The sequence below is a fragment of the Paenibacillus sp. BR1-192 genome (assembly GCF_029542445.1).
GTDB classification, from domain to species: Bacteria; Bacillota; Bacilli; order Paenibacillales; family Paenibacillaceae; genus Paenibacillus_AQ; species Paenibacillus_AQ lautus_A.
Genome location: NZ_CP120718.1, coordinates 2305382 through 2321863, shown reverse-complemented (window position 1 = coordinate 2321863; position 16482 = coordinate 2305382). Strand labels below are relative to the sequence as shown.

The window sequence follows — 16482 nt, the reverse complement described above, 5'->3', positions numbered from 1 at the left end:
CTTCATGCATTGTTATTACTTGCTTGCTTTCCAAGCATCAATTTGGCTTTGTGCTTCAGCGATGATCTTATCCAGACCAGCAGCTTTCAGCTTTTCATTCGCTTTTGGCAGGAACTCTTCAGGATTGACGGTACCTGTCATCAGCGGCGCCCAGAACTCTTCTTTTACGTTGTTGACAGCAGCGAGTTCTGTGGATACTTTGGTTGGATCGAAGTTGAAACCGAGAAGCGGAGCAGGCTGGCCGGACTCGTTAAACTTCTTGAACTCTTCCCATTTGTTCTCAGGATCTTCAGGATTCAAGTAAGTCAGCATGACATTGCCGAGCGCAAAAGTAGGCATGTCGTAGTTTTTCGATTCTGGCAAGTTTTCCATTACGTTCTCGCTAAGCTTCTTGTAGTGCACGCCTTCGATACCGGAGTCAACCAAGTTACGAAGATATACGTCGGTGTTCAGCAGGTTCAGGAACTCCATTGCTTTCTCAGGGTATTTCGAGTTTGCGGAAATCGCTTGCATCGAACCCATAACCGACCAGTTAAAGATGTTTGCATCGCCGGCAGGAGTAGATACGACAGGATAGCCGTAGCTTTGGCTCCACAGGTTGTCCGCGAATGGCTGTGTAGCCGCACGGTCCGTGAACCAGTTGCCGGATGTCATCAGATCTTGCGTCGAAGTTGTTGTTGCAGCTTCTGGGGAGATGTATCCCGCTTTGTAGTACTTGTTCATCAACTTAAGCATGTCCATCGTTTCCGGCATTTCGAGGAAGTTCACGACTTTCAGTTCTTCCTTGTCGTCCAGGTATACGGCCATTGGCATTTTTTCGATGATGTAGTCAAATGGAAGCAATGGTCCGAAGTCTTTGCTGATGGCCAAAGGAACGACGTTCGGTTCGTTTTCCTTGATCGTTTTAAGCAGCGGCTCCAAGCTTTCCATCGATTTTACGTTCGAAATATCGAGATTGTATTTATCGAGCAATGTTTTGTTAAAGCGCCATGCTTCTTGAGCAGGAAGTTCTTTGTTGGCCGGAATCGCATAGTTGTGTCCGTCAACCTTGGAACCTTCCAGGAACGCCGGATCGATTGCTTCTTTAATGCCTTTTCCATGGCTTTCGATCAGCTCGTCCAATTCCATGAATGCGCCTTTACGTGCGTTCTGCACATAATCGAACGCCCATGAGCTCGTGAACAGGATATCCATCGGTTCGCCGGAAGCTGCCATAACCTGCATCTTCTGGTTGTAATCCCCGAAGTCGATCATTTTCATGTCAACGGTTACACCAATCTTCTCAGCAGTGTATTTATTGATTTCTGCCTCAACCTTGTCAACATCCTTTTGAGGTGTTCCGATGGTGTACCAGATCAGCTCAACCGGTTTCTCGGCAGTTCCCCCGCCGTTTCCTGCACTCTCTTCTTTATTGCCTCCGCATGCAGACAACAGCATGGACGCGGACAATAAAAGCGTTAGCGGCAGGAGCCATTTCTTTTTCGATTTACTCATGTTTATCCTCCCTTTTGAATCCTTGTGTCTCTACACATATAAGGTTATCCCATGAAAGCAGTTTCACATAGGCGAAAAATTAAAGGTATTATGGTGAAAATAAAGAAAAAAACTCTGATTCTATCAATCAGAGCATTCCTCTAAAATCCCTCGGCGATACGCCGACGAATTTTTTGAACTGTTTATAGAAATAACCGGTTTCCCAATAACCGACATTTTTTGCGATATCCTGCACTTTTGTCGAAGAGTTCCGAAGCAGCTCCTTGGCCCGCTCAATCCGGTACCGGTTAATGTACTCCGTGAAGTTTTCTCCCGTCTCTTTATGGAACAGATGACCCAGATAGACCGGATGGATATGATAGTTAGCTCCCAGCACCTTCAGCGACAAATCCTCGTTGTAATGGTGCTGGATATGATTCAGAATCTGCTGGATGACAGGGCTCTTCACGTCATTGTTGAGCGAATCGACCAGCCCGCCAACCCCATCCTTCACCGCTTTGATCAGATCGTCGATCGATACGGAATCCATAATATCGGTAATGGTGTTTTTCACGAAATCAGGGGCGGCCGTATACTGGATATCGTTCAGCTCCAGTTTCAGGCGAATGACCATTTCGACCGCGATGCTCTTCAAGGTCGTCGGGTTCATTCCCTGGGTGTGGCGAAGCCGGTCAAAATCGCTGTCGATCAGATCGAACAGCACCTGCTTGTCCCTTCCGGCGATGCCTTTGGCATAATCGGGCCACTGTACCGAATAGGATTCCGCCGCTTCTCCCTTTTTGGCCTGAACATCAACATAATCCACGTAGGAGGGCTGCTCCAGAACCAGATAGTATTCCTGGGCTTCCTTGGCATGGAGATAACTGTCCTTGTAATTCCCGCCGAGGCTCTCCACGCTGCCGAGCGAAATGCTCAGCTCTTCTTCATAGCACTGCTCCCGCACCTGCTGCAGCAGGCGGATTGCCCTCGCTTTTTCCGTATCCGGATCTTTCATCATGAAGATGACCACATGATCGCCGTCGTTGTCCCGGAAATACAGAACGCCCGGCTCCTGGTCCATTAATTGATACAGGCAGTTCTCCAGCGGCGTGAAGTCCGCTCTCAGGATAGATGCCATAACATAGGGCAAATTGAGATTCAACCCCAGAAGGGTCGCCCGCTCCTCCAGCTCCTCCGGCTCGATCCGGTCGGTGATCCAGCGATACAGGATGTTGCTCCGCAAAATATTGATGTCATACTCGTCCAGTCTCATTTCCCTTCTGGATTTGTTCATTTTATCCGTTGTGCTTGCAATCGTTTCTTCCAGTTCCTTGAGGTTGATCGGCTTGAGCAGATAATTCTCGATCCCGAGCCGCATGCCTTCCTTCAAATAGGCAAAGTCGTCGAAACCGCTCAGGATAATCACCTTCAGATTACGGTTTAATTTGCGTGCGCCCTCGATCAGTTCAAGCCCCGTCATCACGGGCATCGATATATCCGTTATAAGAATGTCGACCGGAACGACCGCCATCATCTCCAGTGCCTGACGGCCGTTCTCCGCATGACCGACCACCTCGATGCCATACTTCGACCAATCCACGACATCAACCAATCCCTCTATAATGAACGGCTCATCGTCCACGATAAATACCTTATACATCGTTATTCAGCTTCCTCTCTGTCACCGGAAATTTCACTGTCACCGTCGTTCCGTTAGCCGGCTCGCTCTGGATGTCCATTCCGTACGAACTTCCATATGTCAGCTTTAATCGCTCATTCACGCTCCGCAGACCAAACGATTCTCCGCTCGACTCGGCCACATCCAGCCGGGATTTGATGTCCTCGAGCCGCTGCGGCGGGATCCCTTTCCCGTTGTCCTTGATCTCGATATGGACCTCGTCATCCTCCTGCGTCGCGTTGACGGTCAGCCAGTTATCGTCCTGATCGCTGCGAAGGCCATGAACGATATAATTCTCAATCAGCGGCTGCAGCGACATTTTGATCATCGGCACATGCTTGATTTGATCGTCGCAGTGCATTTTGTAAATATACTTGTCCTTATAGCGAATGCGAAACAGCTCCAGATAAAGCCTGCACGCCTCCAGCTCATCCTTCAGCGTGTAGTGGGACTTATGCTGAACGATATTCTTGAAGAGCATCGACAAGCTGTAGATCATATCGCCGACGTCCTGCGCCCCCTGCGAGAGAGCCCTCATTCGAATCACTTCGAGCGTGTTGTATAAAAAATGCGGGTTGATTCTAGCCTGCAGCGCAGACAGCTCCGCGTTCTTCTGGTTAATCTCCGCTTTATACACCTTATCGATGTAACGGGAAAGCTCATCCAGCATTTCATTGAAGCTGCCTGCGATTTGCCCCAGCTGATCGTCCTTGGTATCCTGCATCCGGGCCACGAACTCTCCCTTCTCGACCTTGCGCATAAAACGAATAATGTTATCGGTCCTTCTGGAGTAATTGACGATCATCAGGGAAGGGATGGACACCGCAATCACGATGCATAGCAGGGCCGCAATGATAATGGTGCTCTGCAAGCCATGGAACGATTCCGCGATTTCGCGCTTGGGCGTGATGCCCACCACCGTATAGCCTGCCTGATTATGGGCTGCCGTTGTAATATAGGATTCCTCATCGAGGGTCACGGTTTCCTTGGAATTCAGCAGCTGGTCGGCATACGGATACTTCTCGCCGTAATATTTGCCGGAGGAGTCAAACATCACGCGGCCGTCGCCCGACAACACCAGAACGGAGCCCTTCAGGGAATCGTCGCTGTTGTTCAGCACGGCATCCAGCGCTTCCGTTCGATACAAAATAAGCAGCTGTCCCAGATTTTTGTAAGTGGTCATATCATTAATCGGGCTTCGGATCGAGAACAACGGCAATGTCACGTCTCCGGCCAGCTTGCGTATCCATAGATTCGGCAATGTGACGCTCTGGCTTTCGAGCGCCATCACGTCGGGAATGTAGGAATGCGTGGCATTCGCCTGATACAGCCTTGTCATGCTGCCCTGCTTGTACACGTAGACATACTGCTTCTCCGCGCTGTACAGCATGATGTTCTCTATATCCGGATCATCGTCAAGCCTCTGCTTGAAATAAGCGACTACGCTGTCCGAATTGGACTGCCCCCCGCCCGCGATCCGATTCATTCGCTTGGCCATATACTCGTTGAACGAGTTCATGAGGAAATAGGAGGTGTCAATGCCCAAAGAACTGTTGCGGTATAAGTCGTTCACATAGGACTGGGCATTCTCGTATTTTTGATTCAGGTGTCGTTCCACCCGCTCCACCGCGCTCCGCTGGATGTCCAGCTCGCTGCGGACGGCCGATTGAAACAAGAAGTAATACATAAGAAACGATAAGGTGACGATGGTAACTACCGCAATCAGGGCGATTAACAGCAGCATTTTGGTAAACATATTATTTTTAATATATTTTAGATATAGCCTTGCGGGAGACATCGGCTTCCCCTTCCTGGTGTAAACGTTGTAACTGCTTAACATATTAAATATAACATCGGCCAACCGTCCTCAACGGATGAAATTTCTACCAAGTTATGAAGGTGTAATTTGCCTATTTTAGACCATTTTGGGGCCAATCTCCCCCCTGTTTCATAGCATGAATCTTGAAGGAGATGGATGATCATGCCTCAATACCGCATTATTGTCGATTTGTCCGACTTTCAGCTGCACCTGCTCGACGGCAACATCGTGGTACGCACGTTCCCGGTTGCCATCGGCAAAATGGCTACGCAATCGCCGCCCGGCAATTACACCATCGTCAACAAACAACCGAATCCCGGCGGTCCTTTCGGGGCTTACTGGTTAGGGTTGTCCAAACCCCACTACGGCATCCATGGCACGAATGACCCTTCATCCATCGGCCGCTCCGTTTCCCATGGCTGCATTCGGATGTATAACGAGGACGTGGTGGAGCTTGCTTCCCTCGTGCCCATCCATACCAGGGTCACCATACGAAACTAATAACATAAACTGGTGATTTCAACTCCCTCCAAAGTGGTTAAATACAAATGTTACATGGTACCCGTGTATTTTACCTATTCGTTGTTATGGAGGGATTGCCCATGATGCAGAGCAAATATTTCAGGACATGCTTTGGCATAATCGCACTGCTCTTAATCATCTACCTAGGAGCCGAAATCAGCTTTTTGTTTCGCCCCATCGTCTCCATGTTCAACATGCTGATCGTTCCGGTAGCCATGGCCGGCTTCTTCTATTATCTGCTTAGGCCGATCGTGGACTACCTGGAGCGACGCAAAATCAAACGATCCATCGGCGTCCTGATGCTGTATTTCGTGTTTGCCGGTCTCTGCGCGATCTTTGGCATCGTCGTATGGCCGACGCTCCGTGAACAGATCGAAAACTTCATCAGCAACGCCCCCTTCCTGGTTGAGGGCGTGGAGGAGCAGATCGACCAGCTTCAACAGAATCAATTCTGGTCCCGCTATGTACCAACGGAATCCGAATTGTCTACCTCCCTAACGGAATACATGAACCGGATCATCACCTGGATCAGCAATTCCATCAATAACCTGATTTCCGTTGTATCCGGCGTCATTGTCATTATCGCTACGATTCCAATCATTTTGTATTACATGCTGAAGGAAGGCAGCAAGCTCCCGCCAAGACTGCTCAGCGTCCTGCCCAGACGATACCGCCGCGACGGCCAGGAGGTGCTGGGCGAGATCGATACGGCACTCAGCAATTTTATTATCGGCAAAGTGATCCTGAATCTTATACTTAGCGTCATGATCTATATCGGATTTTTGATTATCGGACTGCCCTATTCCCTGCTCTTGACGGTGATCTCCTTCTTCTTGAATTTCATCCCGTACATCGGTGCGCTGCTGGCGACCGTTCCTGTCGTCATCATCGGATTTATCGAATCGCCCTCCATCGCGATATGGTCCGTCGTGGTCATTGTCATCGCCCAGCAGATTCAAGATAATATCCTGACGCCCGTTATCTACGGGAAACAGCTGGATATTCACCCGCTGACTACGGTTGTCCTTATTCTTGTAGGCGGCGACTTCTTCGGACTGCTCGGCATCCTGCTGGCCATTCCGGCCTACATGATCATCAAAATTATCGCGGTGCGAATTTACGAGCTGTTCCTCGCCGAAAAAGTAGAGGACGCATGATGGCGCCTCACAGCAAAAAAGGATGTCCCCGCCAACTTTGCGCTGGCTGGTGGGACATCCTTTATTTTAAAAGAATCACGCATTGCCGCGCAGGGATCGAACCACGAAATCATGCTCGTCCTTACGCAATATCATGCCATTCGACAGTGTGACGGTATCCTCATCGTGAGATGTCAGGATGGCCTGGGAAGACACCAGCTGGTTGCCCCTCCATACCATGACGCAGGATCCAAAATAAACGGCATTATCGAATTGAATGGTATGACTCACGACATAACCGATGGAGTTCAGGGCCGGGTAGGAGTTCCTCGGCATAATTCTATGAATGGCTCGAAACGGAATGATAAGCTCGCCCGGGCCTAGAATCACTTTCTCCTGAACGGGATCCCACCCTTTCAGCACACCTTCAACCGTGCTTTTCGCCCCGTCTAGACGCTGAATGACAACATGACGACCGATCCAATGCTTCATGAAGGTCACCTCTCGCGGATTATTCATCTCCATCGTCCGGCGTGTTCGGGATGTCCCAATTCACCGGATCCATACCCTCTTGCATTAAAAAAGCATTCGATGCTGAAAATGGACGGCTGCCGAAGAATCCTTTGTGCGCTGCAAACGGGCTCGGATGACTGGACTCAAGCACCTTGTGACGGCTTCGGTCTATGAAGGAACCTTTCTTCTGTGCATAACTGCCCCATAATATAAACACCATGGGCCTTTCACGTTCATTCAGTTTCGCGATGACCTTATCGGTGAAGGTCTCCCACCCGATGCCTTTATGCGAGTTCGGCTCGCCCTCGCGAACCGTCAGCACGGCATTGAGCAGCAGAACTCCCTGGTCCGCCCATGATTGCAAAGACCCATGATTCGGAGGGGAAATCCCCAGATCCGATGAAAGCTCCTTATGTATATTGCGTAAAGACGGAGGAATCGCAACCCCGGGCGAGACGGAGAAACTCAGTCCCTGCGCCTGCCGGCGACCGTGATAAGGGTCTTGTCCCAAAATAACGACCTTCGTCGATTGGTACGATGTTTGCTGCAGAGCCCGAAATATATCTTCCTTGGGAGGATACACCGTACTGCGCCGGTACTCTTCATCCACCCGTTCCATCAAAGCTTGAAAATAAGGCTTATCCACTTCTCCCTGCAGGATAAGGTCCCAATCATTGTTAAACATCCGCATGTCTCCTCTCCCTCCTCCTCACGCAGGTCAGCATGGAATCATAAAAGAAATGCGATCACTTTAATCGGGACGCGGCATCTTCCGCTTCGGTCCGCAGGAACAACGCCCGCTGATGAATTTGCGTCGATTTAAAAAATAAGCCGGCACCCATACGGGGGCCGACTTATTTTGCATCATACCAGACGCTGTTATAATGCCGAGGACGGGGGTCGAACCCGTACGGTAGTCACCTACCGCAGGATTTTAAGTCCTGTGCGTCTGCCAATTCCGCCACCCCGGCATATTGTATCCGCGCATGTTCCTAGCGTCGTTCACGTTCACTTGAAAAGCCCGAAGGTACGCGTGGAATTCGCAATATTTTGCGAGATCATCCCGAAATCTAGGTGTGCACATTTCGTCTTAGCGACAAAATCGATAATACCATGTACAACCATATGATGTCAATATATGAAACTCATAATTTTTCGCATCACCCCGGGCCAAGCATTCATCTCGATGAACTAGCGCCATCGCTCTGCTTGTAAGTACCGACAGCAAATCAAGGGCCTCCTTCGCAATCGGCGCGCTTGCTTTCCCCGCTGGAGCTTCCTATAGAATAATTTCTCGGTTACCGTGCATCCTAAATGAAGCTCGCGTGCTTACATGCGGAGACTAGAACAACAGAAGAAAAGGAAACCCATCGACATGAAAAAACGAACATGCTCAGCCTTCTCATTGCTTGCCCTTGCGCTGATTCTTGGTTATCCCGGCCATGTGCATGCGGAGCACGTGCCTTCCGCCTCCAAAGGCAGAGATTATTATGAGGAGCGCGGCGAGATCGTGTGGGAAGTGCCCACGCAGAACAAGGTGATCGCCCTCACTTTTGACGACGGCCCGGACGAGCATAATACCGTTCAAATTCTGGATCTGTTAAAGCGGTATGACGCTAAAGCCACCTTCTTCGTTGTAGGCAGCCGGGTGGAGAAACACCCCGACATCGTCGCGCGGGAACTGCAGGAAGGACATGAAATCGGCAACCACTCCTATACGCATCCGCCCTTTCACAATATTAACGTCACGAAGTTATCAAGTGAACTGAATCAAACGCAGGATGCGATCTATCAAGCCACCGGCATGAAGACCGTACTGTTCCGCCCGCCAGGGGGCAGCTATAATGAAGCCATTGTGAGTACGAGCAAGGATTTGGGCATGCTGACCGTATTGTGGTCATGGCACCAGGATACCCTCGACTGGCGAAAGCCCGGGGTCAACCGCATCGTCCGAAAGGTTCTGGATAACGCCCGTAACGGCGACATCGTTCTTATGCACGATTTTGTACCCAGCAGTACGCAGACGGTTGAAGCCCTCAAGGTGATTTTGCCGGAGCTGCAAAAAAGAGGTTATTCATTTGTTACCGTATCCGAGCTGATGTCCTACCATGAGAAATCACGCAAGTTCATCGAAGTCAACCATTAATAAGCCGTTCGCATGTAAGACAATGACCGCTGCCTTTTGGAGGTAACGGTTATTTTTTTAGGACAGGCTTCGATCCCGGAGCGCCGGATAGAATTTTCTCTTGAATATTTTAAACCCATTTGTTAAGATACAGAACGAACGTTCAGTATATACAATTTTGACGATAGCCTAGGGGATAAGGGGGTGCATGCGTGAACAAAAAACAACAGCAAACCGAGGATACCAAGCGACGCATTGCCGAAGCCGCCAAGGCGCTATTTATGCAGAAGGGATACAAATCAACGTCGATCGAGGAAATCGTCGAAGCCACCGGCAGCAGCAAAGGGAATATCTATTATCACTTCAAAAGCAAGGAAGGGCTGTTTCTGTATTTGATCGAGGAATGGGACCTCGAGTGGGAACAGAAATGGAGCAGTAAGGAGCAGCAATACACCACAACCGTTGATAAATTGTACGGAATTGCCGACCAACTGGTGTTTGATGATCTGAACCACCCTTTCTCCAAAGCTCTGGACGAATTCATGAACAACAATGGAGACGTGTCCGAGGAAGTAGAGCAGCGAATCGTCCGGATTATCCGAAGCCACCTGGAATTCAATCAGAAGTTGCTGCAGCAAGGGATTGATCAAGGGGAGTTTGAGAATCATAACGTGGAGCAGCTCTCCCTCATTTTTGAAAGCCTCATCGTGGGCTTAAGCCAGATGTCCCGCATTACGAAGGCAAAAAATCCGCTTGCCCTTTATCATACGGCCATTCAAGTATTCCTGCACGGCATCGAAAAGAAATCGTAAACGCCCCGTTCTCTTTTTTTATGCTCTATTATAAACCGAACGTTCAGTATAGAAAACCGTACACCATCATTAAATCGTTGTTTATCTTTGGAGGAATCATCATGTCATTACTATTGCGAAACAATGGAGCCATTCTGCTCCTCATGTTCAATATATTCTTAGTTTTCACCGGCATCGGGCTTGTCATCCCCATTATGCCAACCTATATGACGGAGCTGCATATCAGCGGAAGCACGGTGGGCATGCTCGTTGCCGCCTTTTCATTAACGCAGCTGCTATTCTCGCCGCTTGCGGGGAGATTGTCCGATACCATGGGCCGCAAAAAAATCATCATCTCCGGCATGATTGTATTCGCCATATCGGAATGGTTATTCGGAGCTGCCAGCACGCCGACGCTGCTGTTCGCGGCAAGAATGCTGGGCGGCATCGGCGCCGCCCTCATCATGCCCGCCGTCATGGCCTATACGGCAGACGTCACTTCCAATGAGGAACGTGCCCGGGGGATGGGATTCATTAATGCAGCGATTACGACAGGCTTCATTATCGGACCCGGCATCGGGGGTTTCATTGCCGAGTTTGGCATTCGTGTTCCTTTCTACGCCGCAGCCGTAGCCGGGGGCATTGCCGCTCTGGTGACGCTGCTGCTGCTTCCGGAATCATCCGCCAAGCAAGAAGCCCCTACCGTGCTGGGACGGAAACAGGAGAGCCTGGCAGTCCAGCTGGTCCGTTCGTTCAGGGAGCCGTATTTCCTTAGTCTGATCATCGTATTTGTTCTGTCGTTCGGTCTTGCCAATTATGAAACGGTGTTCGGCCTGTTCGTGGATCATAAATTCGGATTCACCCCTAAAGATATCGCCATGATCATTACGTTTGGCTCCATTGCGGGCGCTGTCGTGCAGGCAACGATATTCGGCTGGATCCTGAACCGGTTCGGCGAGAAAAGGGTCATTACGCTCAGCTTGCTCACAGCGGGAATCTGCATTCTGTTAACGCTGTTTGTGCATAAATATTGGCTAATCTTCCTTGTGACGTTCCTTGTCTTCCTGTCGATCGACATCCTGCGTCCTGCCATCGGCACGCAAATGTCCAAGCTGGCAAAGGATCAGCAAGGCTACGTCGCCGGCCTGAACTCGGCTTATACCAGTCTGGGGAACATTGCGGGGCCCCTTGTCGCAGGTTATCTGTTTGATTTGGACATCAACTTCCCATACATCTCTGCATCGATCGTCCTCATCCTCTGCTTTTTCTTGGCCATGCGTGCCGGCAGAGCCTGGGCTGCTACGGAAGCTGTCACGAATGAGCGGTAATCATACGCTGAAACAACATACTCTCTCGTCTTAGACAATGACAGAACAAGACCCTGCCGGAAACTTCCGGCAGGGTCTTTAGGTTTCGTTGTTATGTATTAATAAGCCACCAGGACAATAATCGCCAATAAAGCCACAAGCGCAAACAATAGGGCCCATCCCAGTTCAAAACGTCTTTTTTCCTGATATGCCTTAAAAGCCTTCCTTGACTCGAATACGAATACGATCACTAAGAAGGCAAGCAACACGGGCAATCCCCAGGACTGATTCAATACCCACTCTGACACCTTGATCCCCCATCCTATGTACGAAAATGAGCTGCATCCCGCCAGCCTCGGCGTTTGGAAGTACATGTCCCTAACGACTCCATTAAAATGTACCGTAAGTTGTTCCCGATTACAAATCTCGCTGATCGGGTCTTCTGATGGATCTTTTAGGCTTCTCTGGATTTGAGCCTTACTTGAATCATGATCATATTGCAGAGTTAAGCACAGTTGTCAGAGCAAATTAATATTCTGAATTAGTTCATTTCCAAAAGGAGTGCTTTAATGGAGAAAAAATCAACTTATGATTACATCGTTGTAGGCACAGGTCCGGCTGGGGCCGTGATTGCAAAGACCCTTACTGACGACATGCGAACCTCCGTGCTTGTTTTAGAATCGGGCGGAAACCATGACAAAGACAAACCGATTAAGGATTCAGCCTTTGCCCTTGAATTGGAAGAAAGTTTCTTTCCGAATTACTTTTGGCAGGGAGAAGGCATCCCCCAAGAGGAACTTGATGAACGCGCATTCGAATGGACAACAGGTCGACTCTCGGGAGGCGGTTCTTCAATCAACGGAGAACAATATGTTAGACCGACATCCGCCGTGCTCCGAAAGTGGGAACGGCTGCTTGGACCTCTCTGGTCACCCGAGAAAGCGATTCGACGTTTCAAATCATTGGAGAATTATAACGGAGAAACCACAGATATCAATGCACACGGGTATCGAGGAAGAATTAACATCCGGCAAGCACCCGAAACTCCAACGCCGATGGCTCACAAGCTGACAACTGCGATCGAGCGGGCAACAGGTTATCCGACCATTCTTGACTATAATGATCCGAATACTCCCATGGGACCGTTCACCCGTTGGCAATTATACCAACAGCCTGATGGCCGTAGGGAGAGCTCCTCCACAGCCTTCCTGTCTCGCGATATTATGACGGGAACTGGTCGGGGAGTGAATAACAGAAAACTAACTGTGAAGTTTCGAACAACGGTTCTCCGTATTCTTTTCTCCGGTAAGCGGGCCATTGGCGTTGAATATTTGAAGGATGGCAAGTGCTGCTATGCGTATTCCCGCAAAAAGGTTATTATTTCGGCGGGGATCAACAGCCCTCAGTTGTTGATGTTGTCAGGAATCGGACCCGCCAAAATGCTGAAAAAGGCTGGAATCCCTGTCATCTTCGACAATCCAAACGTAGGGCAAAGGTTAAAAAACCATACGTTAAATTTCGCAGTATTTGCTACCAATTCACAAGATCGTCCCCTCCCTCCCTTAGACCCCAACGCACTGTATACGGGAGGAGCTTTCTTGCCAGATCCATCTGGCATCGATCCGGATGAGCGGGCTGTTCAATTCGTTGGCATTGGATCCGATGGAGAATTGACCATAGCGATTCTGTACTTGCGACCCAAGAGCAATGGGACGATCCGCATACAAAGCAAAGATCCGCTGAATATCGTATTGGCAGATGAGGGATTTCTTTCAAATCCAGACGACATGGAGGCGATAAAAAGAATTTATAGAACGTATATCAAAGATATTGCCATAGAGTTGGAACAGATTGATTCTTCATATCGTCTCTTATCCCCTACATTTGATATTATCGATGACGATGACAGGCTTGAAGAATTTATTAAGGAAAATTTCGATCACAATCACCATCAGCAAGGATTTCTGCGGATGGCTCCTTTATCCGCAGGAGGAGTCGTTAACCGTAAAGGAAAGGTACACGGGGTTCAAGATTTGATCGTTGCCGATGCGTCCTTAGTTCCATATACAGTCGACGGAAACACCTCTTCTGCTGCATATCTTATCGGCTACACCATCGCAAAGCAATTAAGTAAACGCAAAAAAAAGCAACGACCACATCCGGAATCGGGGGAAGAATGATAACTTCCCCTCGCTTCCGTTATGATGGAATGCTAATATCGCGAAAGCAGCTCAATGCCGCGCTCGACGGGCCGCTACTCAGCCGGTGGATACTTTGAGCTACTACCGGACTAATCTTCTAGTTCAATCTCGATACGGGCAAGGACACCAGCTGGATTATCTCCGCTTCTGTTTGCATTTGACGGGAAGTTAAAAGCGGCGATCACGATATCGTTTGTACCTCTCCGAAGGAAGCGTCTGATATTAAAAGTTCTTCCCGGGTTAAAGAATGAAACGTTGCCCTGCGGGTTGTCGATAACGACCGACCGTCCATTGATTAAAACGATGGCAAAGTTATCCACGGACAGGAATAAGCTAGCTCTCTCAATATCGTCTCTAATCGTAAATCTTCTGGCGACCACAGCAGCAGGACCGTTAGGGTCATTTCTTCCCCAAACGTACGATTCACCGGCTTGCGGCGCTACCCACGCCGGATTTCGCTCGATTTCAAGTGCATTTACCCAATTTCGATTCGTACTTATTCTTCTGGTTCGTTGACTAATAACAACCGGATTTTGTGCACTCAATGATCTCTGTGCGGCAATCACCGTTCTCATTGCCTTTGCAACGCTACCCGCCCATATTCCGCTATGTCTTCTAGGCGTTTGCAGTTGTTTGACCGTATTTTTTGCCTTTCCTGATACTGTGCTTCTGTGCATTTGTGCTTCCTCCTTTTTATCAACGAAATCCTTAACATATATATGAGTCCATTGAATTAATGGATATGGACAATAGATTAGTCAAAATCACTCAATTTTCTCAAATGAAAATATCCTCCGGCTTATAGCACCCAGCGTATGAACCATAATCTTATACCGTTTATGACCTGTTGGCCTTTGTCACATTTTTTTCAGTTCCTAAGACGACCACACTGATCTCTACGGTGTCGTTGTTTAATGTTCAGTTTATGTACAATGAAAATGCTAAAAACGGGGACGGAAAGTTGCCGTCCCCGTTTATCGTAATTGGGGATACCACATGGGTGCAGTATCGTAATTTCATGAATTAAATTAAATCAATGAATGCTTCATTAAGGAGCTTCATTAAATCCAAAACGTTCCCAAGATAATAACCAAGAGAATAAATAAAACCAGAACAGTTCCTACTGGATTACCGTATCCGTTGTAACCACCTTTTTCGCAGCTCACCGATTTAACCTCCTTGCTTTGTGGAATGGTACAGTTTATGTACATAGACGGTCTTAGTCTGGACATTTCGGCAATCATGATCAGATTGTGCTAATGTTAAGGGTATTCCCCATACTTTCAGTGTCTTCAGGCGTCTGCCAAACCGTCCTATAAACAGCAAAAAAACCCTTGCATCGCAAGGGTTTTAGCTTCTCCTATTATATAGATTCCGGCTGTATGTGATGCGTCGTTACTCTACATCAACGGGATGCTGTATTTTATCCCGATAAAGATCGATGTACAGCTGACCGTCGGTTCCTTTCACTGCATAAAAAACATCTGCAATTTCTTTGTTCCGGACTTTTAATTTTTCTTTAATCCACTCTGGGGATAGATCATTGATTTTTAGATTATTTTCTAATAGTTGTCCATCCATGATAAGCTCAATCGGAAACTGCTGATTCCCTTTCAAGCCCTTTTTCATATCTTTTAAAGTTACATTCTGGTATTCCTTTTTCTTCATTACAGATATCTTTCCATTGATCTCTAATACGCCGTACTCCACTTCCGAGATGTCAAATATATCCTTTTGCCGCAACATTTGATTGATCGTATCTAAGGTTAACTTATTTTTCCTTAGATTCTCTTCCAGGATCTTGCCACTTCTATAACTACGCTCGGCGTCCCTTCAGCCCACATGCGGAATTTACGATTCTTCACCACGATCTTTGATAAAAAATATGATGTAAATGTAAATACGGCAAGCGAGATTAGCAGGTGTATGACTTCCATTTTTTCATTGAAAGCAAAGTTCGCAGCAATTGCACCTAATATCACGGCCGTAACAAATTCATGAAAATTCATGTTAGACAACGTTTGTTTGCCCAAAAACCGCGTAATAATCAACAAAATAACGAATGCTGATATACTACGAAGTAAAATAATCATGTGCTCTAGCATGAAGACCCATACACTCCTTTCTACCGTATATCTTATGTATGGGCAATTTTTCTAAAAATAAACCGATAAGCTTAGATGCCTTCAGCAGCAATCTCACCTTATCGTAAAATCTCATATCGTTCGGTCTAAGCCGTCCTATAAACAGCAAAAAACCCTTGCATCGCAAGGGTTTTCATAAAGTGGGCCCTGAGGGACTCGAACCCCCGACCAGTCGGTTATGAGCCGACCGCTCTAACCAACTGAGCTAAGGGCCCTGAACATACATGTACACATAAACATAAGGACGTCATACATACATCGTTTAAAAATTGGTTGCGGGGGCAGGATTTGAACCTGCGGCCTTCGGGTTATGAGCCCGACGAGCTACCGAACTGCTCCACCCCGCGTCAATGCTGTATCAAACAGCGACAAGAATAAATATACACCATTCCCCTGCATCAAGTCAAGTGCTGTTTTAATGGAATTTCCTCAAGGCAGGAATCGCACGCCATAACGCCCCTTCTTGGAACGATAAACCTCTACCATCCGCGGATCATGATACCCGAACAGCCAGCCATCCTGCTCCAGACGTTTAGCGAAGCACCCAGCCTGAAATTTGGTTGTATAGAGCTTTCCGTAATATACCCAGTTCATCCTATGCGGCTCCTTACCGAAATGATAATGTAATGCTGTCATATTATGTCCAAACTTCCACAAAAAAAACGCCGTCCCCCGAAGTTCTCCGTCCCTCCCCATAATAAAAACAATCAGCCATGCCGTATACCGTGCCGGGATACGTATATGCTGATTGTTGTCTTGGGTTATAACCCATT

15 protein-coding genes, 3 tRNA genes and 1 pseudogene are annotated in these 16482 nt (G+C 48.2%); 6 read left to right on the top strand and 13 right to left on the bottom strand.

Annotated features, from left to right (window positions below; translation table 11 throughout):
- Positions 1-15 precede the first annotated feature (15 nt).
- From P0X86_RS10015 to P0X86_RS10005, 3 genes are all read right to left on the bottom strand, one after another.
- Positions 16-1494: an ABC transporter substrate-binding protein gene (locus P0X86_RS10015; RefSeq protein WP_015734274.1), complete on the bottom strand. Its 1479-nt coding sequence runs from the start codon at positions 1492-1494 to the stop codon at positions 16-18.
- A 127-nt stretch (positions 1495-1621) separates the two neighbouring features.
- Positions 1622-3133 (bottom strand): response regulator transcription factor, encoded by a 1512-nt coding sequence (locus tag P0X86_RS10010; RefSeq protein WP_277748400.1) that lies wholly within the window; start codon positions 3131-3133, stop codon positions 1622-1624.
- Positions 3126-4949 carry a sensor histidine kinase gene (locus P0X86_RS10005; protein WP_277748399.1) on the bottom strand — a complete coding sequence of 608 codons (1824 nt, stop codon included), beginning with the start codon at positions 4947-4949 and terminating at the stop codon, positions 3126-3128. The genes P0X86_RS10010 and P0X86_RS10005 overlap by 8 nt, the downstream gene beginning before the upstream one ends.
- Positions 4950-5132: 183 nt before the next feature.
- Between P0X86_RS10005 and P0X86_RS10000 the strand changes: the two genes are divergently transcribed.
- Both P0X86_RS10000 and P0X86_RS09995 read left to right on the top strand, forming a co-directional pair.
- Complete coding sequence (locus P0X86_RS10000) at positions 5133-5471, top strand: L,D-transpeptidase (RefSeq protein ID WP_036671045.1); 339 nt, start codon at positions 5133-5135, stop codon at positions 5469-5471.
- A gap of 101 nt (positions 5472-5572) precedes the next feature.
- Complete coding sequence (locus P0X86_RS09995) at positions 5573-6649, top strand: AI-2E family transporter (RefSeq protein ID WP_277748398.1); 1077 nt, start codon at positions 5573-5575, stop codon at positions 6647-6649.
- Positions 6650-6724: 75 nt separating this feature from the next.
- Here P0X86_RS09995 and P0X86_RS09990 read toward each other — a convergent pair whose 3' ends face one another.
- The 3 genes from P0X86_RS09990 to P0X86_RS09980 form a co-directional block, all read right to left on the bottom strand.
- The gene (locus P0X86_RS09990; RefSeq protein ID WP_096773096.1) at positions 6725-7120 is read right to left on the bottom strand and encodes a hypothetical protein; all 396 of its coding nucleotides are present in this window, start codon (positions 7118-7120) and stop codon (positions 6725-6727) included.
- A 19-nt stretch (positions 7121-7139) separates the two neighbouring features.
- Positions 7140-7826, bottom strand: coding sequence for a uracil-DNA glycosylase (locus P0X86_RS09985; protein WP_277748397.1), 687 nt, complete (start codon positions 7824-7826; stop codon positions 7140-7142).
- Positions 7827-8026: 200 nt separating this feature from the next.
- Positions 8027-8112 (bottom strand) — tRNA-Leu (locus P0X86_RS09980).
- 404 nt (positions 8113-8516) lie between these two features.
- Between P0X86_RS09980 and P0X86_RS09975 the strand changes: the two genes are divergently transcribed.
- The 3 genes from P0X86_RS09975 (at position 8517) to P0X86_RS09965 (ending at position 11385) form a co-directional block, all read left to right on the top strand.
- Positions 8517-9287: a polysaccharide deacetylase family protein gene (locus P0X86_RS09975; RefSeq protein WP_015734267.1), complete on the top strand. Its 771-nt coding sequence runs from the start codon at positions 8517-8519 to the stop codon at positions 9285-9287.
- Between the two features lie 191 nt (positions 9288-9478).
- Positions 9479-10078: a TetR/AcrR family transcriptional regulator gene (locus P0X86_RS09970; RefSeq protein ID WP_277748396.1), complete on the top strand. Its 600-nt coding sequence runs from the start codon at positions 9479-9481 to the stop codon at positions 10076-10078.
- A gap of 101 nt (positions 10079-10179) precedes the next feature.
- Positions 10180-11385: an MFS transporter gene (locus P0X86_RS09965; RefSeq protein WP_192569198.1), complete on the top strand. Its 1206-nt coding sequence runs from the start codon at positions 10180-10182 to the stop codon at positions 11383-11385.
- 98 nt (positions 11386-11483) lie between these two features.
- Here P0X86_RS09965 and P0X86_RS09960 read toward each other — a convergent pair whose 3' ends face one another.
- A complete protein-coding gene (locus P0X86_RS09960) occupies positions 11484-11672 on the bottom strand; it encodes a hypothetical protein (protein WP_228468767.1) in 189 nt (62 codons plus the stop codon).
- A 261-nt stretch (positions 11673-11933) separates the two neighbouring features.
- Here P0X86_RS09960 and P0X86_RS09955 point away from each other — a divergent pair, with 261 nt between their 5' ends.
- On the top strand, positions 11934-13544 hold the full coding sequence (locus P0X86_RS09955; protein ID WP_277748394.1) for a GMC family oxidoreductase: 1611 nt from the start codon (positions 11934-11936) through the stop codon (positions 13542-13544).
- A 110-nt stretch (positions 13545-13654) separates the two neighbouring features.
- On the opposite strand, the gene P0X86_RS09950 is transcribed toward P0X86_RS09955, so the two are convergent.
- The 6 genes and pseudogenes from P0X86_RS09950 to P0X86_RS09930 form a co-directional block, all read right to left on the bottom strand.
- Positions 13655-14242 (bottom strand): hypothetical protein, encoded by a 588-nt coding sequence (locus P0X86_RS09950; protein ID WP_192569200.1) that lies wholly within the window; start codon positions 14240-14242, stop codon positions 13655-13657.
- 384 nt (positions 14243-14626) lie between these two features.
- Complete coding sequence (locus tag P0X86_RS33295; RefSeq protein WP_374705851.1) at positions 14627-14731, bottom strand: YjcZ family sporulation protein; 105 nt, start codon at positions 14729-14731, stop codon at positions 14627-14629.
- A 229-nt stretch (positions 14732-14960) separates the two neighbouring features.
- Positions 14961-15670 (bottom strand): annotated as a pseudogene (locus P0X86_RS09945) (DUF421 domain-containing protein).
- Positions 15671-15850: 180 nt separating this feature from the next.
- Positions 15851-15924 (bottom strand) — tRNA-Ile (locus tag P0X86_RS09940).
- Between the two features lie 55 nt (positions 15925-15979).
- Positions 15980-16056 (bottom strand) — tRNA-Met (locus P0X86_RS09935).
- Positions 16057-16138: 82 nt separating this feature from the next.
- Entirely contained in the window at positions 16139-16303 is a 165-nt protein-coding gene (locus P0X86_RS09930; protein WP_009589607.1) for a hypothetical protein, read from the bottom strand.
- Between the last annotated feature and the right edge of the window lie 179 nt (positions 16304-16482).